At 52.5% G+C, this 23,771-nt stretch carries 16 protein-coding genes; 7 read left to right on the plus strand and 9 right to left on the minus strand.

Features of this window, described 5'->3' with window-relative positions; genetic code table 11:
* Window position 1: 1 nt before the first annotated feature.
* Complete coding sequence (locus tag HND56_10850; protein QKK06152.1) at window positions 2-3,253, minus strand: hypothetical protein; 3,252 nt, start codon at window positions 3,251-3,253, stop codon at window positions 2-4.
* A gap of 174 nt (window positions 3,254-3,427) precedes the next feature.
* On the opposite strand from HND56_10850, the gene mgtE reads away from it, so the two are divergent.
* The 4 genes from mgtE to HND56_10870 all read left to right on the plus strand — a co-directional run bounded on the left by mgtE (window position 3,428) and on the right by HND56_10870 (window position 8,181).
* Window positions 3,428-4,798, plus strand: a complete 1,371-nt coding sequence (gene mgtE, locus HND56_10855) for a magnesium transporter (protein QKK06153.1) — start codon at window positions 3,428-3,430, stop codon at window positions 4,796-4,798.
* Window positions 4,799-4,885: 87 nt separating this feature from the next.
* On the plus strand, window positions 4,886-5,731 hold the full coding sequence (locus HND56_10860) for a fimbria/pilus periplasmic chaperone (protein QKK06154.1): 846 nt from the start codon (window positions 4,886-4,888) through the stop codon (window positions 5,729-5,731).
* A gap of 22 nt (window positions 5,732-5,753) precedes the next feature.
* Window positions 5,754-6,248, plus strand: coding sequence for a hypothetical protein (locus HND56_10865; GenBank protein ID QKK06155.1), 495 nt, complete (start codon window positions 5,754-5,756; stop codon window positions 6,246-6,248).
* Window positions 6,199-8,181: an SLC13 family permease gene (locus HND56_10870; GenBank protein ID QKK06156.1), complete on the plus strand. Its 1,983-nt coding sequence runs from the start codon at window positions 6,199-6,201 to the stop codon at window positions 8,179-8,181. The genes HND56_10865 and HND56_10870 overlap by 50 nt, the downstream gene beginning before the upstream one ends.
* Before the next feature lie 12 nt (window positions 8,182-8,193).
* Here the strand turns inward: HND56_10870 and corA are convergent, their stop codons facing one another.
* The 6 genes from corA to HND56_10900 form a co-directional block, all read right to left on the minus strand.
* Window positions 8,194-9,354: a magnesium/cobalt transporter CorA gene (corA, locus tag HND56_10875; GenBank protein QKK06157.1), complete on the minus strand. Its 1,161-nt coding sequence runs from the start codon at window positions 9,352-9,354 to the stop codon at window positions 8,194-8,196.
* Between the two features lie 28 nt (window positions 9,355-9,382).
* Window positions 9,383-9,808, minus strand: a complete 426-nt coding sequence (locus HND56_10880) for a DUF4399 domain-containing protein (GenBank protein QKK06635.1) — start codon at window positions 9,806-9,808, stop codon at window positions 9,383-9,385.
* A gap of 175 nt (window positions 9,809-9,983) precedes the next feature.
* Entirely contained in the window at window positions 9,984-10,781 is a 798-nt protein-coding gene (locus HND56_10885) for a hypothetical protein (protein ID QKK06158.1), read from the minus strand.
* An 89-nt stretch (window positions 10,782-10,870) separates the two neighbouring features.
* Window positions 10,871-11,623, minus strand: coding sequence for a nucleotidyltransferase domain-containing protein (locus tag HND56_10890; GenBank protein QKK06159.1), 753 nt, complete (start codon window positions 11,621-11,623; stop codon window positions 10,871-10,873).
* On the minus strand, window positions 11,620-12,747 hold the full coding sequence (locus tag HND56_10895) for an ankyrin repeat domain-containing protein (protein QKK06160.1): 1,128 nt from the start codon (window positions 12,745-12,747) through the stop codon (window positions 11,620-11,622). Before HND56_10895 ends, HND56_10890 begins: the two co-directional genes overlap by 4 nt.
* A 99-nt stretch (window positions 12,748-12,846) precedes the next feature.
* Entirely contained in the window at window positions 12,847-14,535 is a 1,689-nt protein-coding gene (locus HND56_10900) for a Na/Pi cotransporter family protein (GenBank protein ID QKK06161.1), read from the minus strand.
* A 180-nt stretch (window positions 14,536-14,715) separates the two neighbouring features.
* Between HND56_10900 and HND56_10905 the strand changes: the two genes are divergently transcribed.
* From HND56_10905 to HND56_10915, 3 genes are all read left to right on the plus strand, one after another.
* The gene (locus tag HND56_10905; protein ID QKK06162.1) at window positions 14,716-16,065 is read left to right on the plus strand and encodes a hypothetical protein; all 1,350 of its coding nucleotides are present in this window, start codon (window positions 14,716-14,718) and stop codon (window positions 16,063-16,065) included.
* A gap of 53 nt (window positions 16,066-16,118) precedes the next feature.
* Window positions 16,119-17,900 carry an ABC transporter ATP-binding protein/permease gene (locus HND56_10910; GenBank protein ID QKK06163.1) on the plus strand — a complete coding sequence of 594 codons (1,782 nt, stop codon included), beginning with the start codon at window positions 16,119-16,121 and terminating at the stop codon, window positions 17,898-17,900.
* An 86-nt stretch (window positions 17,901-17,986) separates the two neighbouring features.
* Complete coding sequence (locus HND56_10915) at window positions 17,987-18,799, plus strand: hypothetical protein (GenBank protein QKK06164.1); 813 nt, start codon at window positions 17,987-17,989, stop codon at window positions 18,797-18,799.
* 70 nt (window positions 18,800-18,869) lie between these two features.
* Here the strand turns inward: HND56_10915 and HND56_10920 are convergent, their stop codons facing one another.
* Together HND56_10920 and HND56_10925 are read right to left on the minus strand one after the other, a co-directional pair.
* Window positions 18,870-20,720: an ABC-F family ATP-binding cassette domain-containing protein gene (locus HND56_10920; protein QKK06165.1), complete on the minus strand. Its 1,851-nt coding sequence runs from the start codon at window positions 20,718-20,720 to the stop codon at window positions 18,870-18,872.
* Window positions 20,721-20,722: 2 nt separating this feature from the next.
* Complete coding sequence (locus tag HND56_10925; GenBank protein ID QKK06166.1) at window positions 20,723-23,755, minus strand: hypothetical protein; 3,033 nt, start codon at window positions 23,753-23,755, stop codon at window positions 20,723-20,725.
* Window positions 23,756-23,771: the final 16 nt, after the last annotated feature.

Here is a 23,771-nt window from a genome sequence, read left to right on the forward strand (position 1 = left end):
ATTATTCGCTGCGGCGTGACAGCCGGTATTGCCGCCCTGCGGCAAAAGCGCCCTCAATCCGGCTTGTGCCGCCATCCGGCCATGCAATCTCAATCGCGGAGATGCTTTCTGCCGTATCAAGACCGAAATGCGCCAGCGGCTGGTCATAGGATTTATAGCCGCCGCTGCCTTTGATTTCACGCATCTGGCGCTTTTCTTCCCCATTCTCCTGATAGGTGATGATGATTTTTGCGCCCAGCCCGCGGGTGTTGCGGGTTTTGTCATCACGCAAGGCAATCTGTACGGCATTTTTCGCAATGCCTTTTTCATTCAGATAAATCCGCACCGGCGCATCTGTCGGCACCGCTATAATATCCAGCGCCCCGTCATTATTCAGATCAAGATAGCTATAGGCGGCAGTATAACCGTAACCGGTCAATCCGAAATCTTTCCCTGCCTCGGTAAATGTGCCGTCACCGTTATTGTGATAAAACAGCACATGATCCAGATTGGGAGAGGCGGAAAAGCCGTTGACGATAAATAAATCCTGCCAGCCGTCATTATCCAGATCGGCGAAACGTGCATTCCATGTCCAGCCGCCGAAACCGGTACCTGTTTCCGCTGCGGTATCGGCAAAGCCGCCCGCCATATTCCGTTTCAGCAAAATATTGCTGTTATCGTCATTGCCGGCTTTCAGCAATGTTTCCGCACGCAGGGTTTTATCCGCCGCATTTTGCTTTGCCTGATGCGCCTTTTGCACAACGTCACAGAAACGCATATAGCGCGTTGACGCCGCGCCGGACGCACCCGCCATAACATCCTGCGGCAGTTTCTGCACCATGCCTGCCGTATATTCCGCAGGCACACAGCGGGTGCGGTAATTGACCAGATGAGTCAGACAGGCATTTTTTTCATCCTCATCCGCTAACGCGGCGCAGGCATCGGTGACAAAATTCGCGGCACGCACCAATGCGGTTCGGAATGTGACTTCCCTGCGGCATTTCCGCAATGCCTCACCGGAAAGATTCTCCAAAGCGCAGAGACGGTCATGCGTGATGCGTTTTTTGGCGGCGGCGGAAACGGAATCATGCGCCGTCATATAGGCGATTTGTCCGATGTAATATTCAGGCTGCAGATCATTATCAATATCACCGCCGTCAATCACCATCGTTGACCGCGCGCCGGAAAATTTTTGATTGAACTCTTCTCCCGCAGGTGTAAACCCGCCTTTGCCGTCACCCAGCAACACACGGTCGGAAAATGAGTCCATGATATAGTCATGACCGACATACAGATCAAGATTGCCGTCATTGTTGAAATCGGCGAATTGCGCCGTCATGGTTTCCCCCGTCACGCCGCCGAGAACTTCGCTGTCATAGCCGCGCGGATGCTCCGTTGCACGCAGGATCATGTCGCGGGATTGCGGGGCATTGATATAATTCGGCCCCGTACTCCAATTACCGACAAACATATCCAGCCGCCCGTTTTTGGCAAGATCGGCAAAGCTGATATGCATGGTGGTACCGTCTTTATCGGGACCGAGTTTTTGCAGATTTTCTTCTTTAAACGCACCGCCGTCATTATATATGACGTAATTCGCGCCGCTATTGGCCGTAAAAATCACATCCAGCCAGTCATCTCCGTCCAGATCGGCAAGAGCGACCAGCACCACATCCGTCAATTCCTCAGGCAATGGTAGTTCCTGCCGCAGAAATCCTGCACCGCTATTCGCATAAAGCACCACATTCGGAACGGTTTCAGGATCGCCCATCAGCAGTAGATCGGGGCGACCGTCATTATGCACATCCCCCGCCGCAACCGACATCGTGTTCAGGGCAAGATTCTGCGGTAGTCCCAGCATATAAGATAAGCGATAGGGTTGCGCGATACCGATTTCCTCACCGTTAAGTCTTGCGAAAAAATCCTTCCATGGTGTTTTTTCCACCCGGGTAAAATCCGCATAGCTCACAGCCAGCCCGTCCGCATTCGCCGTCATAGCGCTTTCGGGCAATAGATCAAAAACCAGCGGCGTTATTTTCTCCTTAATCTCCTCATAAGACAGCGCTTTGTCGCTGCGCGTGATATAAGGGTCAAAATGCGCCGGCATTTCGGCCCGGACGGTTTTTTCCGCGACAATGCGTGCCGCATTTCCCAAAACTGTCGTGTCAAAATGCATGGCAATCAGTCCCAGCGCCATCCCCAGTGCCATTGTCATCCCGAACAGAAAGCAGGCAACGCGGAATGACACAAAGCGCCAGATAATCAAAAAAGCATAGATACTGAATGTTCCCAGCGTAAACAGCATCACCGCAACATATTGCAGCGGCACACCCGCCTGTAACAACACCGAGGACATAATGACATCAAAGGCAATCGGTGATGGCAGAAACGATCCCAACCCTGCCAGCGCCAGCATCACCAGCAGCATTTTTCCGAAATGCGTTTCATCACCAAGCCCGCTGAACATATCCCAGGGAACAATTGTCACCAGTAATGTGCCGAGAAACCCCGACAGGATCATCAACGGCAAAATCGTTTTTAAAAGGAAGAACAGGCTTTTGAAATAGCTTTTCACCGCCCATATAAAAGCCGCAGACCATGTACGGAATTCGCCGTCCTCCGGCACCAAAAAATCCATCTTCAAGCCTTTTCCCTCTGTCGGCGGTACGACTTCCGCCGCCGTTTCCTTTTTAAAACAAACACGGCAAGCCAGCGGAATCATCACCAGAATAAAAAACAGCGTCAGGAGAATTTTTGCCAGCCCGACATAGAAGGGAAAAATTGTAAACATCATCAATACGACCACCACATTCATGGTCGGCGAGGCAATCAGCACCGCCAGCGCGGTTTGCAGACTTGCCCCCGCATCACGGACGGCTTTGGAAATCGGTACGGCGCAATTGACGCAGACCCCCAACGGCGCGCCGACCCCCAGCCCCAGCAAGCTTCCGGCGAAACCGTTTTTAAAACGGATATTGCGCAGCAGCGGCAGCATCGCCAGCAAAAACGCGCCGAATAAAAAGGCGAATGTCATTCCCTTACGGTTGGTATCCATCCAGTTCAGCGTATCCAGCAGCACTTTTTTCCAAAAAGGAAAGTCAGGTTTGATCTCGAAGACCGGATGAAAGCCGAGACTGGATAAAGGTGCGGAAGCCGCCAGAACAGCCTTGGCATTCAAGGAAGGGTAGCGCGATGTTGTCCAGAAATGCGTCAGCAACAGCAATGCCGCAATCAGCAAGATTAAAAACGGTTTTATCCGTGCCCGATCAATCATTATTTCGCCTTTTAAAAATCATATTTCCGCATATCCTGCATAAAGAGTATATTGCGCCGATATATTTCGGCTGTCAAAAACAACTATTCTTGCATGACGGCGGCCCCCTCCTGCGCTATAATTCAAAAATTGCCGGATATGTCGCCGGCTTATTTTCTCTTGCAGGATATTTCCATGCTGATACTGCCCGAAAGGCTGAAAGAATATTCCGATAAGCTGTCCGATTGTCTGGAAGAAGGGCATTTCGAGGAAGCGAAACAGCTATTGCCGCATATTTCCTATATGCGTGTGGCAACGGCTTTGAACGAAGCACCAAAAATCGTGGTGCTGCCCTTTCTGGAATTTATCGACAAGGCACAGGCGGCGCATATCCTGTCGGAGCTGCCGCCGGAATTTGCCGCCTATCTTCTGGAAGAAGAAGTGCAGGGGAAAAATGCCGCTGCATGGCTGGCACTGATCCCGCCGCGTATCGCCGTTGATATTCTGGCGCATGTGAAGGAAGAAACACGCGATACGCTGATTGCCTCCCTGCCCAAAGAAATTGCCGAAAACGTGCTGGCACTTTCGATTTACGGTGAAGGCATGGTCGGTGCGGAGATGAGCCTTGATTATCTCGCCATTCCGGCGGGAAAAAGCGTCGCAGAGGTTCTGGATGCCGTGCGCACAATTCCGTCCACGCTGACCCATACGGGTTATCTTTATGTGGTGGACAGCAAAAAACGTCTACAAGGCGTTTTATCCCTGCGCGAGCTTTTGAGCGCAGACCCGCAAAAAAAAGTTGAAAAAGTGATGAATATCAATGTTTTTGCCGCACGCGTCAATGACGACCCCGTTGATATCGCCGAACGCATCCGTTCCCGCCATTTGAAAATGATTCCCGTGGTGACGCATAGCAATGTGCTGGTCGGTGTGGTCACGGCGGAAACGGCGATGGAACTGCTCTCCTACGAACTGGCGGAAGACCTCGCGGGAATCGGCGGTGCGGGCGCGATTGAGGAAAGTTTTTTTACACCGCCGCGTGCCGCTGTCGGAATGCGTCTACCCTGGATGGTTTTTAATGTTTTCCTGAATCTGGCAGCCGTCAGCATTATTGCGGGATTTGAAGATACGATTGCCAAAGCCGCCATCCTTGCCGCCTTCCTGCCGATGATTACCGATATGGGAGGAAATGTCGGCATTCAGGCGCTGTCGGTTTCCATCCGCAGCATGGCGCTGGGCGAAGCACGGCTGGGTGATTACTGGCGAGCCTTGCGTAAAGAGGTTGTCGTCGGTGTGATGAACGGTATTGCGCTGGGCTATCTGTTCGGTGTCATCGCCTATTTCATGGAACAGAATATCATTCTGGGCATTATTACCGGTACGGCTCTGGCGGTGAATGTCTTTGTTGCCGGTGTGCTGGGCGGCACGCTGCCGTTTCTGATCAAACGCATGGGGAAAGATCCGGCTATGATTACCGGACCGATCCTCACAACCATCACCGCCATTACCGGTGTCACAATCTATTTCGGGCTTTGCACGGTTTTTCTGTTTGCGATCGTGAAATAAGGTATAGGTGATTATTTCTATGACATTCCCGCGGCTTTTGTTTATAATTGGCAATGTGTAAGGTGTTTAAAAAAAATCTTAATGAACATGACCTTTAATAAGCTGCTTTTTATTGTCATTCTGGCCGTCGGCGTTTTTGCCGCGGGCGGCGGTGCTGCACTTGCGCAGACCGAAGGCAGCGTGTTGTTTATTTCACCGCACCGTGTCGATATTGCGCCGGATGGCCGGATTCAGGAACTGAATGTTGCCAATAAATCGGATGTGCCGCGCCGCTATGATTTGCAGATTATCAATCAGGTGATGACCGAAAGCGGCGTCACGGAACGCCGCGATACCTTTGAATATTCCGCCGAGAAAATGCTGAAATTCACGCCCAAGCGTTTCACGCTGGAACCAGGCGAACGTCAGGTCATCCGTGTCATGGTCAGACGCCCGAAAGATCTCGCCGATGGCGATTATCACAGTCATTTGCTGTTCCGTGAAGTGCCGCTGCGCAATCAGGAGCGGGACGGTAGCGGCAGCGACGGCAAACAAAAGGCCAGTTTTGAAATTCAGGCGCTTTACGGCGTCGCCGTGCCGATTGTCATCCAGCACGGAACCGTCAATTCCTCTATGGATATCGTCTCCGCCGCTCTGGCCAAAAACGAACAGGGGAATGCCGGTTTAGGTATTACCTTCAGCCGCAGCGGCAATGGTGAAGCCGCCGCCCATCTTAGTGTTGTGCACCGCCTTCCCGGAAAAGAAGATGTGCCTGTGACAACGGAACAATGGGTACGCATCTACCGCGAAGTTGACCAAATTCAAAAATTTGTCAGATTGACCCCGCCGGAAGGCCATAATCTCTCCGGCGGTCAGCTGATACTGACTCTGGTAAAAGACCCGCGCTCGCCTGAAGCACAGGTCATTGCCACAACAGAACTCTCCCTTCCCTAACAGCATCACGGCTATTTCTCTCATGCAAGAGCAGGATCCACGCCATCAAAAAGCCGCCATGACGCGTACGCAACTGGCGATGCTGATGCTGATGGGTGCCGCTTTTTCTTCGCTCATGGCAACAATCGGTTTTGCCGTCATCAAAATGTCTTGGATCGGCAATGCCGGATTGATACTGACGCTGCTGCTGGTCTGTGATGCCGTTTTGCTGCTTCGGAACGGGCGCAGCTTTTTCGCGCTGGAGGAACAGCCCTATAGCTGGTTCTATGATTTCAGATATGAGCTGGAACAACGCGGCGCAAAAAATATCCCGCAGGAGATACGGCTTGAACTGGAGCGTAAAAAACATGCCCGCTATATCGTGTCGGCAGGCGGGTTCCTGATTTTCATCCATTTTTCCATTCCTGTTGTCATCTTATCGCTGGCATTGATGGGATATGGCGGATGGCGCTGCATACAGCATTACAATGTGCTGGCCGCGTATTTCACCGCACCGGCGGAAGCGCCGGAAACTTGACAAAACAAACACGCTGCGCCAAGCTAGCCCGATAAAAACAGGGACAAAAAACATGCCTATCACGATGCCGGAATGGATGCTTGTTACTGCGACTTTTGCGGTACTGATCGGCACATTTGTCGCTTTCTCGCGGGAGCGCATGCCGCCGCATATCGTTGCCCTGACGGGAATGGTGGTTCTGCTGCTGCTGGGAGCAATCAGCACAGATGACATGCTCGCCGTTTTCTCCAATTCCGCACCGATTACAATCGCCTGCATGTTCGTGATCAGTGCCGCGCTGGATCAGACCGGCGTTATTGATGCGCTGGGACGTTTTTTGCTGAAGCTTTCCACACGTAACAAATATCTCGGCATTATCTCCATGATCGGTATTGTCATGGTGCTGTCGGCCTTTATGAACAATATTCCGATTGTCGTGATTCTGACGCCTGTGGTCATTACGCTGGCGCATAAGCTGAAAACCTTTCCGTCCAAATATCTGATTCCGCTCTCCTATGCCGCGATTATCGGCGGAACCTGCACGCTGATCGGCACCTCGACCAATATTCTCGTCAACGGTGTTGCGCAGGAATACGGGCAGGATGCCTTCGGCATGTTCGAGATTACCCTGCCCGGCATTATCCGCGCCGTGGTCGGAATCGGTTTTATGTCACTGGCAGGACGTTTCCTGCTGCCTGAGCGTAACCCGCCGCTGGATGAATTTGCGGAAGAGCGGGCGCAAAAACGCTTTATGGCCGAGGCCATTATCCCCGTTGATTCGCCGCTGGTCGGCAAAACGCTGAATGATGTCCGCTTTACCGATAGCGAGGATTACGAGATTATTGATCTGGTGCGTCAGGAAAGCGGCACGCGCATGGGCGTGGGCAAAGCCATCAAAATGCTGCTGCAGCAACTGCGCCCCGGCGCGGATGATGATGAAAATGCGCGTATCTCCACCTTCCGCGATATTCCGCTTGAGGCCGGTGACCGTCTTGTCTTTAAACTGGACAAGGACGAGCTGATCGAAATGAAACACCATATCGGTATTGAATTCGACCCGCAAAAAGCACATTTCAGCGAACCCATGCCGGCACAGAAACTGATGGTCACGGAAGGCGTTCTGGCCCCCGCATCGAATTTTGTCGGGCGGCGGGTGAAAGATCTGCGTCTGCGCCGTGCTTATAACTGCTATGTTATCGGTCTGCACCGGAAAGACAAAAGCATCACCGGTGATCTGGCGCAAACCGCGCTGATGGACGGTGATACGCTGATTCTGGAAGGACCGGAGGAAGAGCTGGAACGGCTGTTTGAGAACGAGCAGATTTTCAACGCCTCGCAAATTCGCCAAAAAACTTTTGACTGGAAAAAAGCACCGCTTGCCCTTGCCGTCATTGTCGGTATCGTTGTTTTCAGCGCGCTCGGTTTTATGCCGATTGCCGGTCTGGCCATGGCGGGGACGGTCATTGTCATTCTGACCGGCTGCGTCACGCCCGAGAAAGCCTACCGCACCATTGACTGGGGTATTCTGCTGCTGATTTTCGGTATGCTGGGCATCGGTGCGGCAATGGAAAATACCGGCGCGGCAAAACTGCTGGTCGACCAGTTTGTCTCTTTTGTGAAATCTTTGGGGCCGTTCTATATCCTGCTGGCGATTTATTTCCTGACATCGCTGCTGACGGAGATTGTAACCAATAATGCCGTTGCGGTTATTTTAACGCCGATTGTTATCGGGCTGACCACCAGTCTGGGCTATGATCCTCGTCCCTTTATCGTTGCGGTGATGCTGGCAAGCTCCGCCAGTTTTGCAACACCGATCGGCTACCAGACCAATACCTTCGTCTATGCGGCAGGGGGGTATAAATTCAATGATTTTCTGAAAGTCGGTATCCCGATGAATATTCTGATGGGTATTACCGCTGTGATTATCATTCCGCTGTTCTGGCCGTTTTCTTAAAAACGGACCGGATTATTTATCCTTCTTCCCGCGCTGATCTGCGGCAAGGGAATTTTCAAACAGCCAGCCCTTGCGGTGGAAATACCAGAGAAAGCCTCCGGCAACCGCAAACATCACGCTCAAAGCCACAGGATAACCGTAACGCGCCCCCAGCTCGGGCATATTCCACGGCGAAGCACCGGGATCAAAATTCATACCGTAAAGTCCGGTGATAAAGCCCAGCGGAATAAAAATCGTCGCAATAATGGTCAGAACTTTCATGACCTCATTCATCTTATAGCTGATGCTCGAGATATAAAGATCGCTTAGACCCGACAGCCTTTCGCGCTGGCTTTCGGCAATATCAATCAGCTGGATGACATGGTCGTGACAATCGCGGAAAAAGGCGCGGTTATCTTCCCGCACAAATTCCTGATATTCGTAAGTCAAGCCGCTGACGGCTTCACGCTGCGGCCAGATGGCGCGGCGCAGCAACAACAATTCGCGCCGCATATCATGAATTTGCGTTAATGTGTCAGGCGTGGGATTGGCGAAAACAATCTCTTCCATATCGTCAAGCGTTTCGCCGTATTCCTCCAAAACAGGGAAATAACCGTCAACAATCGTATCCAGAATGGCATAAGCCAGATAATCGGCACCCGCACCGCGAATACGTCCCTTGCCGTGACGCAGCCGTTCGCGTACGGGGTCAAGCACATCGCCTTCCCGTTCCTGAAAGCTGAGGATGTGGTTTTTCCCCAGAAAAAGACTGACCTGTTCAATATCAAGATTGCGTTCGCGTTTTTCACCGGTAAACCGCGCCATTCGCGTGACAATAAACAAATTCTCCTTATATTCTTCGACTTTGGGGCGCTGATGCACATTAATCACATCCTCCATAGCCAGCATATGGATGGAAAACGCCGCACCCAGACTGCGCAAAAGCTCGATATCGCCGAGCCCGTCAATATTGATCCATGAGGTTTCCCATTTTTTGGTAAAGGCCAGCGCCTCTTCCGCCGTTTTTAATTCCTCTTCGGCATAATTCTCGCCGTCATAACCAAAGCCCGAAATTTTCGTCGGCGCCGTATCATCAAAACTGTGCAATGTGCCGGGAGCCGTACCGGGACGGGCGCGGCGGCGGTAATCATGTTTGGCCGCCTTGTACATCTTCCGGATTCCCTGATACGGCATACCGCTTGTCCCTTTCCTGTCAGACAGGTTATTCGCTAACCGTGACCGTGATAATATCCGATGTCACGGAGGGGTTATGCACGATATGGTCGCCATCGCCCATCACCAGTTGCAGCGTATATTCGCCGGGCTCCAGCGTCAGCTCGGTTTCCGTCTGGCCTTTGCCGAAATGGATGTGATTATCATCGGCGGGAAGCGGGTCTTCCAGAAACTCTTCATCCAGTTTCGTATTAATCAATAGATGAAAATGCCCTGTCCCCGTCTCATAAGTTCCGGCGGGGGCGATTTTCATGCCCTCGATACCGAATTCAATTTTGAACGGGCTTGTCACCACATCACCGTGTTTCAAATTGACGAAATAGGCGCGCGGCAAATCATTTTCAATGACTGCCAGCTCTTCTTCACTGGGAACAGGCTCCTCCGCCATTGCCGCCGCTTCGCCGGCAGGCGGCATAACGAGATTCTCAGCCGCGGGTGGTGCTTCTTCTTCCTGTACTGCGATACGGTTCTTGTCGGATGCCGCTTCCATGACATCCGATACGGTTGCTTTTTGCGTGCTATACAGAAAAAATCCTGCGGCAGCGATAATCAGGGTACCAATAAGAACGCGGTACATAAGGCAGTCTCCTTTATTTCTCTTTACTTATTTGTTTTAAATCGGTTTTTTCCGGCAGTTCCGTTGCGCCGGTTTGCCCGGTTGTTCCGTTTTCAATTTTAGCGTCATTTTCCCGTTGTACAACAGCTTCCTGCGCGACAGCGGAATCAACGCCCCAATACCATAGAATATGTCCTTTTTCAGGCAGTGGGATGTCAAAAGACAGCGGCATCACCATCTCACGTTCCCGCCCCGGCGGCAAACCGCCTTCAAGAACGGTTGTGCCGACTCTGCTTTCAACAAGGCCGCATTTTAAATCAACATTGCCCAGAAAAAAGGATTGTGTCTTTATTTTTGCATGTTTCAGCACATCAGCGCGGTTCTCGCGGCGCGTATCTATAAAGACACCATTCTCCAGAACCCGCGGCTTTGTCTGCAGAAGTGATTTTTCATCATTAGCTTCCTTGCCGGTATCGCGCAAAACATCCCGTTCCGCTAATGCGGCTATCGCGGCCTGAAAATCCTCCGGTTCCATACAGGCCACCACCGCGATGCCGATACCGACCTCGCCAAGATGGTGGCGTGAAGAATTACGCACACGCCCGTGAAAGGACGAATCCGCCCCGTTCCATTCCAGCACCGCGTCGAAAACGGCAACTTCGGCCTGCTTAATCCGTTGAAAGGCCGTGCGCTGTTCACGGATATCGCTATCCGTCGTGAAATAAAGCAGCAGTCCGATCAGCACCGATCCCCCGACAATGTGAAGACGGTATTTCGGGAATGCCAGTAAAGATATGATAAAAATGACTGTGATGACGGCAAAACCGTGCATATTTCACCCTCCTCCCCGGAATATCCGGCAACCTGTTTCGCAACCTGTTTCATTGTAAGGATATGGAGGGTTTTGTCTAGGGAGCGTGTTTAACCTGTCTCTTTGCCGAAACTGCGCCAGTCTCCCGATGCCGCACGTTTTAAACCGGCAAAACAGCGCCCGCCATAAGGGGCCAGAATCTTTTCGCCCAGCGCCATCACCGGCGCATAATCACGCCCGTAGGCCGCGGTAAAAGCCTGTTCGAATTCCGCCGCCAGCGCGGCATCTTCACGGCGCAGTATACGCCCCAGCGCCTTGCCGTGCCCCGACCACTTGCCTTGCGCCCGCAGATAGAAATCACCCAGCTGGTTGTAAAGATTGGCCAACGTACCATACATATCTAGAGCAGCTTTGCAGGTATCCAGATCATCCAGCGTGTCGGTAATGAAATAGCGGCGGTCTTCGATTTCCGTTTCGGTCAACGGGTCAGGCCCTGCCGCTATCAGTTTTTCGGCTTTTGCACGCTGCGCCAGGGCAAGCGGTGCATTTTCAGGAAGAATCCGTCCGTTTGCGATCATATCCATCATCACACACATGCCACGCTGACGGTCACGATCCATAAAATAATCCTGCGCCTGCGCATTATGCACGAAAAATTCAAAAGGCCATCCTGCGACCACAGCGGAAAAACGGTGGATATCGGTGAAATCATCCCCGTAGAGCACAACCATATCAATATCGGATTTTTCGGTGGCTTCACCGCGCAAAACCGAGCCTGCGGCAATCGCACAGACACAGTCAGGATAATGTTCTTCCAGCGCCATCAGCGCCGCAGCTTCAAAACCGGGTTTTTCTGCCGTCATTTTTTCAGCGTGGTACGTTTTGCGGCATCAGCGGCTTTCTTTTCCTCCCAACGCTGATTGCGATGGGTTTCAAAGATTTTTTCCGCCTCTTCCAGCTTGGCTTTATCGGCATAGTCGTTAAAGCTTTGCAGGCTTGGCGCACTCGGCACAGGGTTTTCGGGAACCGACGCCGTGACCGCCACCTCATTGGCGAAGAAACTGAAGATTGTTGTCAGCGACGGCATTTTCTCACCATTGCCGGTACTGTGCGCGACTGTGAAATCATCAATCACGCGCCAGCCGTCCTGTGTGCGCATTTTCAGCGCCGTCATAGCGAATTTTTCCTCGCGCAGCACGGCATGTTCCAATGCTTTATCAATATCCGCACCGGCTTCCAGCAGTGTTTTCACTGTCCCGGCATGTCCCGCAGCAGCAGCGCGGCGCAGCGCGCCTTCATTATCGGCATGCACATCCGCACCGGCGGCAAGAAAAACCTTTACGGTATCCGTATGGCCTTTGGCAGAAGCCCAGCGCAGCGGATCATCATTTTTGACATGCACATCCGCACCGGCGGCGATCAGTTTTTCAGCAATATCGGCGCGGCCTTCCGTGGCGGCAAAGCGCAAAGGCTGGTCATTCTCCGAACGCGGATCGGCACCATGTTCCAGCAACAGATCGACAATTTCGGAATGACCTTTCAAAACCGCCATATGCAGCGCATTGTTTTCCATTGTCCCGATATCGGCACCGGCATCCAGCAGAATTTTTGCAATTGCGGCCTGACCGTTTGCGGCAGCGGTCGGCAGCGTCCAGTCAAGCGCATCTTTCCACAAACGCCCTTTTGAGCCATCCTGTTTTTTCTTTTTACTTTTTTGCGGCTTATGGTGTTTCAAATAACATTCATCAACCATCAAGCGGACATTTTCGGTATGCCCCAATTCGGTATTTTCGCGCAGCGCCTTCATCAGCGACAATCCGTCAATGCCGCGCAGCAGCTTGCGGTAAGCCGCTTCCTTTTGCTTGGGCGTTAGCGGCTTGTCATTTTTCACAGTTTTTTTCTCCGGCTGTTTTCCTTTGCCGGATTTTTTATTGACTGTTTTCTTTTCGGGCGTTTTTTTCTTCACGGTTTTTTTGGGGGCGCTCATCACTCTTCCCTTTCGCGAGATGGATATGCAGCTTATTTTTATAAAACAAAAGCCATAATACTGTCAATGTCGGAATCGAGAACCGTCTTGCGGAGAATGTCAGCCGGCGGCTTCTTCAATCTCGAAAACAGGCGGCAGCGTTTCCGGTTTTTTCTCTTCCGTGACATTCTGCTGTTCGTCTTCCAGAATTTTCAGATAGCGTTGTGATTTAATCGCCTGTTCCATCATACGCCGCGCATGGCTGGCGGCATCCAGCAGTGCCGACAGTTCGGACACGCTGACGGCCTTGCGGACGCCGGCTTTCAGCAGGGCATCTTTCAAAGAACCGCCGTCTTTTTTCAACAGCGCCAAAGCCGTTTTCGGCAAAGGTTTCCGTTCTTCCAGCAATGTCAGGAATTTTATACAGCGGTCAAGAAACTGACGGTTTTCCTTCAGCAGCGACGGCGGCAGTTTCTTTTTTTCCTGCAAAGGTACAAGCGCCTCGACCGCGCCGGACAAGCGGACAAATTCATGCAGGTAACGGTTAACGCGCAAAGCATATTGCAAACGCAGCAGCGTATCATCTGGCAGACGCTGCTGTGCCAGCGCATCGGCAAAACCGTCAATCCGCGCCGATAATTTTGCCAAAGCGGCGCGGTAACGGATCGCGGCCTGCACATCTGCGTGGAAATCATCATCATGCGTATCGACGATCACAGCCAAAGCGGCACGGGCGGCGATATTCTGCAACCGTCCCAATTCACGCACCAGCGCATCCAGCGCCATAGCGGGGATATGCAGCGTCGTATCATCCAGATAGCGCGGACGACCCTCTTCTTCCTCCGCACTCATGAAAGACCGCTCCAGAAAACGCGTCAGCATCGGCACGAAGGGAGAAAGCAGCATCACCCCCATCACATTAAAAACCGTATGAAATAAGGCAAGACTAACCGTGTCCGATGCAGGCAGATCCAATGCCTGTGTGATTTCGGCGATGAATTTCAGCATCAGCGGCAGAATCGCCAGCGCGACGATACCGGTAATCAGATTAAACAAGACATGGGCGGAGGCCGCGCGGCGGGCATCCGGCTCCGCACCGATCACGACCAGCACCGCTGTCGTACTGGTGCCGAGATTTGCACCGATCACCATCGCCGCGCCCTCCGGCAAGCCGATCAATCCGCCCGCCGTCCCCGTCAGAATCAAGGCCACGGCGGCGCTGGATGATTGCGTTGCCACAGTGGCGGCAAAACCGACAAGAAACATCATAATCAGGTAAAAACCGCCCTTGCCGTTGATGTCTTGCAGATTGATCTGATCGGCATATCCGGCAAAAGCATCTTTTAAAATATCAATCCCCAGAAAAAACAGCCCGAAACCCGTCAGCGCAAGCGCAAATGCATCGGCGCGCGGCGATTTGATGAAGACCTGCGCCAGCATACCGATACCGATCAGCGGCAGCGCAAAGGGTTTGATATCAAAATCAAGGCCGACAACCGTGACAATCCAGCCCGTCAGCGTCGTGCCGATATTACTGCCCATAATGACCCAGATCGCCTGACCGATGGTCAGGATAGCGGCATTGACCAGCCCCAGCACAATCACCGTCGTGGCGCTGGAGGACTGCAAAATCGCCGTTACGCCCAGCCCCAGCCCTAGCCCGTGCAAAGGCGTTTTCGTCCATTTTGCCATCATGCGGCGTAGGAACTCGCTTCCCGCCGATTTCAATCCGCGCGTCAAAAGCGAGATCGCCAGCAGGAAAATCCCGATGCCGCCCAAAAGATGCCCCAATGTCGCGAAATGCTGCATAAAATTCCGTCAATTCTTTTAAAACCGAAACACAACATCATAATCATATCATCGATTTGTACAAGATTCTCCTGCATCACATGCTTAGACCATGATTTTCCTTGCTTTTTATGTTATAATTATGGTAAATATTATAAGGGGCGTTTTTAAGCCTCACGGTGCAAAACAGCAGGAGTGTGCATGGCTTTCAGAACAAAAAACGGTTTTTCGAAAATGCGTCTTCGCCACCGCTTCCGCACGAGTATTATTATGGGGCTGCTTGCGATGGGGCCGATCGGCTGCATGTCGCTTCCGGAGAAGCCATCAAACGGGCACGGACGGGAGCCGATTCCGGCACAGGCACCGATCCCGACGTCACGCTGGGCGGAAGAAGATCTGGAATTCCGCAATAACTGTCTTGATCCGTTAAATGGCGACAGCCCCGAGAATGAGGCGGAACAGCGTCTAGCGGATATTCTTGACAATATTGAAGAAAAAGGCGGCGCCGCAGGCAAGGCCTTGATTGAATTTATCCGCGCGCAGAAAGATCTGCGTTTCTCGCTGGAAGAGATGCCCGCCGGTCTGCACGGCTATTACGATTCGGAACTGGAAGCCGTTCATCTGGATAAAAACAATAATGATGCCGAATTGACCGCCACACTGATACATGAGCTGGTGCATGTCTATCAAAACAAAACCGGCGCCCATAGCCGCGCAGCGATCGGGAAAGATATCCATTACGCAATGGCGATGGAGCTGGCATCGGAGGCAGGTGCGGAGGCGATTGCCGTGCGTATCGCCCATGAAATGAAACAAAACGCCGCGCCGGAAATCTGGGATGCCTATCAGAGCAACTTCCCCGATTACGCGGATATGGGCGTGGCCTATCAGGACACATATGATGAAGACATCAAAACAAAAACCCATGAAGAGGCGGCGCAATTTGCCGGCGAAATGGCTTATGAGCAGTATTTTCAGGCACAATGGCGGCTGGATTTCTACAATCTGAAAACCATGACACAAGTGATGCGGCATTATGCCGCGGCCGACAGTATCGCCGCCTATGTCGACCGCGACCAAACGGATATTGAAGCGCAAAAAATGGCCAACCTTCCGGGCGGCATCAGTTTTTCCCGCAACAGTGACGCGCTGGATAATGACGAAATTTTCGGTTTTGGCAAAAATGCGCAGATTTTGCGTTACCTTGCCGATGCTTTTGAAGCGCACCGCAAAGGCGAAAACAGCGAAACCAATGCGGAAACGCTGGATAAATTCGGACTGCTTGCAGGGGTGGATTTCAAAGCCGCCGTCAATGATCTTCTGGATAAGGAAAAAGCGCCCAATATCGTTGTCGCCCTCATCATGCAGGCACAGGCGCAGGGAATTCAGGATAAATTACTGGCGCGTCAGGCCGAAAAAATTCTGGAGCAAGCGCCGGTACGCGTTATCACCGAACCGCTGATTATCAGGATTACCCCTGCCATGAAGGAAGATGCAGGGCATCGGCACAGCCATATGCCCCGCAACACGCCGCCCAAAAAAGACCGTTAAATCATACAGGCCGGTCTTGCCTTGCCTTTGAAACAGGGTAAGATGCTTGTGGCATGAAAAACGACAAGACAGAAAAACAGAATTCGCAATGGCGTACATTAGGGACGCTAATTCCCTATCTGTGGCCGAAAGGCGAAAACGAGATCAAGCTCCGCGTCTTGCTGGCGATTATCGCGCTGATTTGCGCGAAGGTCACCAATGTCTATATGCCGCTTCTTTACAAAAAGGCGGTGGATGCGCTGACCGTCACCCCGACCGAAACCCTTGTTCTGGCCGTGCCGACGGCATTGTTGCTGGCTTATGGCGGCGCGCGTGTGATGACGGTGGTGTTTCAGGAATTGCGCGAGGCGCTGTTTGCCAAAGTCACGCAACGCGCCATGCGCCGTGTGGCACTGGAAACCTTTCAGCATCTGCATGCGCTGTCGATGCGTTTTCACATTACGCGGCAGACAGGCGGATTGAGCCGTGTCATCGAACGCGGTGTCAAAGGTATTGAATTTTTGATGAGCTTCATGCTGTTCAATATCGTGCCGACACTGGTCGAAATTTTCATGGTCTGCGGCGTGCTTTGGTACATGTTTAATTTCTGGTATGCGCTGGTTACCTTTGTGACGATCTTTGCCTATATCGCCTTTACGCTGGTTTCCACGGAATGGCGTTTGAAATTCCGCCGCAGCATGAATGAACGCGATACCGAGGCCAATACCAAAGCCGTGGACAGCTTGCTGAATTACGAAACCGTCAAATATTTCAGCAATGAAGACCATGAATCCCGCCGTTACGATGTCGCGCTGGCAGGCTATGAAGAGGCCGCCGTGAAATCCATCACCAGCCTGTCGGTCGTCAATATCGGGCAGGCGGCGATTATTTCCGCAGGGCTGGTCATCGTCATGTATATGGCAGGCGGCGGCGTGGTGGCAGGCAATATGACGCTGGGCGATTTTGTGCTGGTGAATACCTATTTGATCCAGCTCTATCTGCCACTGAACTTTCTCGGCTTTGTCTATCGCCAGATCAGGCAGTCGCTGACGGATATGGAGGATATGTTCTCGATGCTGCGTATCGACCGCGAAATTAAAGATGCGGATAATGCGAAACCGCTGGCGGTGAATGGCGGCAAAATCGAATTCGAGGATGTGCATTTCAGCTATGATGCCAAACGCGACATTCTCAAAGGCGTCGGCTTTACGGTGGAACCCGGAAAAACCATCGCCGTTGTCGGCCCCAGCGGCGCGGGCAAATCGACCATCAGCCGCTTGATGTTCCGTTTTTATGATGTCAATGACGGTGCGGTACGGATTGACGGGCAGGATTTGCGTGATGTGACGCAAGACAGTTTGCGTGCCGCCATCGGTATTGTGCCGCAGGATACGGTGCTGTTTAATGATACGATCCGTTATAATATCGCCTATGGCCGCCCCGGCGCGACGGAGGAAGAGGTCATTCGTGCCGCGAAGCTCGCCCATATTGACGAATTCATCCGCAAACTGCCCGAAGGCTATGATGCGCTGGTCGGCGAACGCGGCTTGAAACTCTCGGGCGGGGAAAAACAGCGCGTCGCGATTGCCCGCACGATTTTGAAAAACCCGCCGATTTTGCTGTTTGACGAGGCCACCTCCGCCCTCGATTCCGCAACCGAGCAGGATATTCTCAAAAGCCTGAAAGAAGTCTCCGAAGGCCGCACCACTTTGGTGATCGCACACCGCCTTTCCACCGTCACCTCCGCCGATGAAATCCTCGTCCTTGACGAAGGCGGCATTGTCGAGCGCGGCTCCCACAAACAACTGCTCAAGAAAAAAGGCGTCTATGCCGATATGTGGCAGCGGCAGCAGTAAGGCATTTTGCAAAAGGCGGTTTACTGACCCGTCAGCAGCATTTTTAAAATCGTGAATATATTTTAATTCTTTTAGGTGAGGGCAAGATGAAAAAATTGGCAATTATTGCTCTGATGATCATCACAGCTTTTGCCAACACGGTGTTCCTCTACGCCGCAAATAGTGATGAGCCAAACGAAATATATGCATTAACTGAAGCACAGAAAGCAAAGATCGACAAGGCTTATAACGCAGCTGACATTGTTGTCTTGGGAACTGTGCACGATTCTTCTGTGCCAGAGGATGAGTTTAGACATCCGGCAATAGAGGTCGAAGAGATATTCAAACTTCCTGCTGGAGCAACAATCTTAGTTTCACAGCAAATGCCGATTTTGTTTAACTATCCGGATGGTGTTGATTACTTTAGAGAAAAAGAAAGTTTTGGAAAGAAATATATTATTTACGGTCGTGGCACATCTTCGATTGTGGTTGACAGAGCCTATGAAGTAGCACGTCAAGAATACATACAAAAAGCCAAAGCTGACTTGGTCTTTCTTGGCAGATTTGTATCTAGTTTTTCATGGAACGACAAAGATAAAGACGATGATGGTCATCTTTTTTACACTATGCCTATCACGCCGATAAGAATCCTGAAAGATCAATCAAAAGACTGGCAAACAGTCAAGAAAGACCAACCCATTCTTGTGAGATTCAGCCGACCTCACGGCAAAGAAAACAGAATCTACAAGTTGGCATGGTGGAGAATTTGGCATGAACATGTAGTAATAACCGATGCTAGGGAAACATTCTGGATCTCCGCAGATAAAATTCCGGGAACGGATTATTACGATGCAGAATTTCTGGGCACAGAGATGACTGCAACGATTGACTATCTACGCCAAAAGCACGAAGAACAATAGAAGCAGTATGAAGGGGGATAGGGTATGTTGCGCGGGGATAACTGAAAAGGCCGTATAGGAAAATACGGCTTTAACGGGTGACGGTTTCCGCCGCTTCGGAAAGTTCCAGCCAGCGCAGCTCGTAACGCTCCAGCTTGGCCTCCGTTTCCGCCAGTGCTTTGACGGCGGCGTGGAACTTTTCAGGGTCGCTGGCGTATAAATCGGCATCCGCCAATAACTCTTTTAATTCCGTAATGGTTGCTTCGGTCTTTTCGATTTTTTTCGGCAGTTGATCGAGCTCGCGCTTGTCCTTATAGGTCATTTTTTGCGGTTTTTGTTGCGGGGCGTTTTCCTGATTTTTATCTGCGGCGGCTTTTTTCTGTGCGGGTTTTTGCGGCGCATCCAGCAGCTCGCCTTTTAATGCCGCGAGGTAATCGCTATAGCCGCCGATCACACGCATCACCTCACCGCTGCTGTCAAAGGCCAGAATTTGCGTCACGGTCTGGTCAAGGAAATCGCGATCATGCGACACCACCAGCAGCGTGCCATTGTAATTGACCAATGCCTCCTCCAGCATATCCAGCGTATCCATATCCAGATCATTGGTCGGCTCGTCCAGCAGTAGCAGATTGCCGGGATTGGCGAGAATTTTCGCCAGCAGCAAACGGTTTTTCTCCCCGCCCGATAAAGTGCCGACGGCGCGGTGAATATCGGAGGGGTCAAACATGAAATTCCGCAAATATCCCGCAACATGGCGCGGCTTGCCGTTGACATCGACATATTCGCCGCCCGACGGGCACAGCGTTTTCCACAATGATTGCGTGGGCACAAGGTCCTGCCGTTTCTGATCGAAATAGGAAATTTCCGCCGTTTTTGACAATTTCACACTGCCGCCATCGGGCTGAATCTCCCCTGTCAGAAGTTTCAAAAATGTGGTTTTGCCCGAGCCGTTCTTGCCCAGAATACCGATACGGTCGCCGCGTTTTATTTTGATGCTGAAACCGTTCATCACCGGAATGCGCCGCCCGTCTTCCGTCCGGAAGTTTTTCGACACATTGTAAAATTCCGCCATCACCTGCGAGGTTTTTTCGATATCCGCCAGCGGTGCCAGCGTCACCTTTGCCGTGGCGCGGCGGTAGGAGCTTTCATCCGCTTTTAATTTCGCGCGCATTTCCTGCACCCGCGCCATGCGGCGCATATTGCGTTTCACCCGCGCCTTCACCCCGCGCGAGGCCCATTCGATTTCCTCGGCGACAAAGCTTTTGCGGTTCCGCAGTTCCCGCGCTTCCTGATCCAGCAGCTCCGCCGACCATTCATCAAAATATTTAAAGCCGCGCGGCGAGACTTTGACCGCGCCGCGATCCAGCCAGAAAACCTTATCGGTGACATTGCTCAAAAATGCCCTATCATGCGATACGCACAGCACCGTGCCGCGATAGGCGTTGAGATAATTTTCCAGCCATTCGATGGTGGCAAGATCAAGATGGTTGGTCGGCTCGTCCAGCAGCAGGATATCCGGCTCCTCCACCAGCACACGCGCCAGCGCGGCGCGGCGCAGCTGCCCGCCGGAGAGCCGCTCCATCGGTGCGGTTTTATCCAGCTCCAGCGCCTCCGTTACGATGTCGATTTTATATTCATGCGCAGCTTTTTCATCTGCCGTAATTTCCTCAAGGATATAGTCAAAAACCGTTTCTCCGGCTTTGGGAATGATATCCTGTTTCAGATAGCCGACAGCGATGCCCGGCTCCTGCCAGCGCTCGCCTGCATCCAGTTCCTGCTCGCCGGTAATCATCCGCATCAGGGTTGATTTGCCTGCACCATTTGCGCCGACCAGTGCGATTTTATCTCCGGCATGAACATGGAAAGACAGCGATTCAAAAACCGGTTTGCCGGAAAAGGCAACGGCGGCATTTTCAACGCTGAGGAGAAGAGTGGAGGCCATCTTTAATAATCCCGCTTCCAGAACACACCGACACCCGTTGTGCCTGTCGTGCCGGTCTTGCTTTCTACCGTAATATCAGGGGTGACTTCAATCTGAATCTTGGCCGCGCCGCCTGTTTCTCCGCTTCCCGTCTCTGCCTCGACATAAACTTTATCCGTCACATATTTCCCTGCACCGACCGTGACCCCGCCTTCCGCATCGCCGCCGACGCGCAAATCATCCAGCCCTGCCGCGCTGCGAATATCACCGACCGGATCAAAACCGCTGCGCTCCCCCGTTGTTAAACGACGGATGGCCGATGCCAGCTGCACCGCCTGAAAGGGCGAAATCGCGCCCGCATCCCGTCCGAACAGCAATTGCGCAATCACCTCATCCTGCGGGCGCGGCGGATCGGAGGTAATGGTAATTTGCGGCGCTTCCGCCGTGCCGGTAATGCCTATACGCGGCTTGATATCGCCTGCTTTGGTTTCCGTCAGAATATCCAGATAGGGCGATGGCGGAATTGTGCCTTGAAAGCGCAGATCGGCGCGCAAAATATTGAAATTCTTGCCCAGTTCTTCATAACGGCCGCGCACAAGGCCCAGCGTGCCGCGCACATCCGGTTCTTCCAGCGTGCCTGTCACCGCCAAAGCGCCTTTCAGTTCCGCATCCAGACCCCAGCCGCGTATAAAGACCTTATGATCGGCTTTCAGCGTTAAATCCAGCGCGACGCGGTCAAGCATACCGGCTTTTTTTTCTTCGTCCTTTGTCACGATATTCAGCGCAGGAATGGATTTTTCAAACCGCTCCGGCAGCGTAATCAGAACCGTATCCAGCAGCACATTGCCTTTCACAAGATACAGATACCGCCCGCGCTGCGGCAGAACGGAAACATCACCGCTGAGTATGGAGCTGGCATGTGTTGCGCGGACAAGATGCATGCCTTGTAAATTCACCTGCGCCGTGACATCCGGCACATCGCGCCCCGCACCCATGCCGATTGTGCCGGTCATCGACATCTTGCCTGTGCCGCCATCCGTTGCCGTCAGGCTTTCCAGCACCATTCCCGCCTGATCAAAATGCATCGCGCCCTTCATATCCTTTAGCAAAATACCCGTTTCGGCATCACGGAACGCCGCTTTGGCTAAGGTCAGACCGCCGTCATAAACAGGCTCTGCAAGGCTGCCGGATAAGGAAGCATCCAGCTTCACCGCGCCGGATAAATCCTGCCCCGCCGACAGGAACGGTGCGATCACCTGCTCAAGATCAAAATCACCCTTGGCGCGGCCTGTGATTTTTGCCGCCTCAGGCAGATCAAATGCAAACGGATACAGCGATAAAGACACCGGCAGCGATGCCGCCGCTTCAAAACGGCGCACGCCCTGCCCTTTTCCGGTTAGCGCGATTTCCGCCGCGCCGTTTTTATAATGCCCTTCCGCGCTCAGTCCCGCATCGCGGACAGCGCGCATCCGTCCGGTGATATTTGCCGATACCGCCAGTTCCGGATTTTGCGGCGTACCTGTTAATGTGATCTTCCCGCTTGTGATTTTCGCCGGATAGTTTTCCAGCGCGACAAAAGGCACAGCATCGGGGGAAATATTTTCCAACACAGCATCCAGCGCCAGCTTTTCCATGCCGAGACTGCCTGAGAGAGCAACGCTTCCTTTACCGAGCATCAAATGCGCTTGTTCCAACATGGCTTCCCGTGCCGTCAAATCGGCAACCAGCGCCCCCTCCGCCTTGAAGGGCGCCCGATCATATCCCTCAACTGTAAAAGCGGCATGATGACGTCCGTCCTCCTGCGCGGTCACATGTATTTTGGCGTTTTTAAGAGATGTGCTGCCATATTTCACATCCCGCAAGCTGATATCCCCTGCGATTTCCTGCCTGTCCTGCGGGTGGGTCAGCGTTACGGCGAAACTGCCGCTGCCTTGCAGGTTCTTGACACCAAACAGCGCTTCCGCCAGCCCGAAATGCGCCGCTGTCAGTTTGACCTCTCCCTCTGCCAGCTGCGTTTCGCGGTTCAGTCGTAATGTCCCTGCCGCCTTTATACCGGGAAGCTGTGCCGCAAGTGACGGCAATTCCAGAAAATTATCCCGCAGCGCAAAGGGCAGAACGGCAGAGATGTCCTCGCCCGCCATCTGTCCCGCCAGTTTCAAAGCACCTTCCGCCGCATCTGTTTTTCCTGCCGCATTCAGCTCAACGCGCACTTCCTGCCCGATTTCGCTGCGTATCTGCTGACGGAAGGCTCCTTTTGCCAAAACATCAAAAACCTGCTCTGCGCCGTCATATCCGCCTGCCAGATCAAACACGTACAACCCGCGTTTCTGTACGCGTGCATTCTCCAGTTTCAGTTTCGTGCCGCCCCATTGCCCCGCCGCCTTGTAAACAGCCTGTTCCGGCAAATACTGTGCCGCCGTACCTTGCGGGTTATCCAGCACAATAACAGCTGTCAATTGCGGCGCGTCACCCAAAGACAGTTTCTGTACGCTTTCCAGCCCCAATATCAAACCACCCGCCACGACCTCCGGCGACAGCCTCAAATGCGGCAAACGCAAATCCAGTGACAGGGTGTGAAAATAGATATCCGGTTTTTCCGGCAACTTAAATGCCGCGCTTTCTCCTGCATTTTCCTGCACTTGCGGCAAACGCAGCAGATCAAGGGAAGCGGCATCAATATTGACGGAGATGTGACGCAAGGCCAGCGGAAAAACATTCAAACGCAGATCAAGGTTTTTCGCCGTTGCAAAAATACCCTGCCCGTCCGCAATACCCAGATAAGACGCACGTACACCGTACGGCCCGTGCAGACGAAAATCCTGCAGCGTTATTTGATAACCCGTATTGCGGGATGCCGCCGCCAGTTTTTGCGCCAGCCAATCCGCACCGCTTTGCGAATTCAGCCAGAACAGAAACAGCTGTAACGTGACACTCGTCACAATCACTATCAGCAAGCATAGCGAGAATATGCCCCAGACCAGCTGACGGAACAGTTTCAACCCGCGCTTTTTTTTCGGTACGGCGACTGCGCCGCCCTGCTTCCGTTTTGCTGTCATATCCTTTTGCTTTATC

The organism is Pseudomonadota bacterium (genome assembly GCA_013285465.1).
Taxonomy (GTDB): Bacteria; Pseudomonadota; Alphaproteobacteria; order Micavibrionales; family CSBR16-224; genus CSBR16-224.

What these genes read in the sequence shown, in the direction of transcription:
- HND56_10850 (QKK06152.1), bottom strand. Translation starts at nt 3,253, where the DNA reads ATGATTGATCGGGCACGGATAAAACCGTTTTTAATCTTGCTGATTGCG.
- mgtE (QKK06153.1), top strand. Translation starts at nt 3,428, where the DNA reads ATGCTGATACTGCCCGAAAGGCTGAAAGAATATTCCGATAAGCTGTCC.
- HND56_10860 (QKK06154.1), top strand. Translation starts at nt 4,886, where the DNA reads ATGACCTTTAATAAGCTGCTTTTTATTGTCATTCTGGCCGTCGGCGTT.
- HND56_10865 (QKK06155.1), top strand. Translation starts at nt 5,754, where the DNA reads ATGCAAGAGCAGGATCCACGCCATCAAAAAGCCGCCATGACGCGTACG.
- HND56_10870 (QKK06156.1), top strand. Translation starts at nt 6,199, where the DNA reads ATGTGCTGGCCGCGTATTTCACCGCACCGGCGGAAGCGCCGGAAACTT.
- corA (QKK06157.1), bottom strand. Translation starts at nt 9,354, where the DNA reads ATGCCGTATCAGGGAATCCGGAAGATGTACAAGGCGGCCAAACATGAT.
- HND56_10880 (QKK06635.1), bottom strand. Translation starts at nt 9,808, where the DNA reads ATGCCGCCTGCCGGCGAAGCGGCGGCAATGGCGGAGGAGCCTGTTCCC.
- HND56_10885 (QKK06158.1), bottom strand. Translation starts at nt 10,781, where the DNA reads ATGCACGGTTTTGCCGTCATCACAGTCATTTTTATCATATCTTTACTG.
- HND56_10890 (QKK06159.1), bottom strand. Translation starts at nt 11,623, where the DNA reads ATGACGGCAGAAAAACCCGGTTTTGAAGCTGCGGCGCTGATGGCGCTG.
- HND56_10895 (QKK06160.1), bottom strand. Translation starts at nt 12,747, where the DNA reads ATGAGCGCCCCCAAAAAAACCGTGAAGAAAAAAACGCCCGAAAAGAAA.
- HND56_10900 (QKK06161.1), bottom strand. Translation starts at nt 14,535, where the DNA reads ATGCAGCATTTCGCGACATTGGGGCATCTTTTGGGCGGCATCGGGATT.
- HND56_10905 (QKK06162.1), top strand. Translation starts at nt 14,716, where the DNA reads ATGGCTTTCAGAACAAAAAACGGTTTTTCGAAAATGCGTCTTCGCCAC.
- HND56_10910 (QKK06163.1), top strand. Translation starts at nt 16,119, where the DNA reads ATGAAAAACGACAAGACAGAAAAACAGAATTCGCAATGGCGTACATTA.
- HND56_10915 (QKK06164.1), top strand. Translation starts at nt 17,987, where the DNA reads ATGAAAAAATTGGCAATTATTGCTCTGATGATCATCACAGCTTTTGCC.
- HND56_10920 (QKK06165.1), bottom strand. Translation starts at nt 20,720, where the DNA reads ATGGCCTCCACTCTTCTCCTCAGCGTTGAAAATGCCGCCGTTGCCTTT.
- HND56_10925 (QKK06166.1), bottom strand. Translation starts at nt 23,755, where the DNA reads ATGACAGCAAAACGGAAGCAGGGCGGCGCAGTCGCCGTACCGAAAAAA.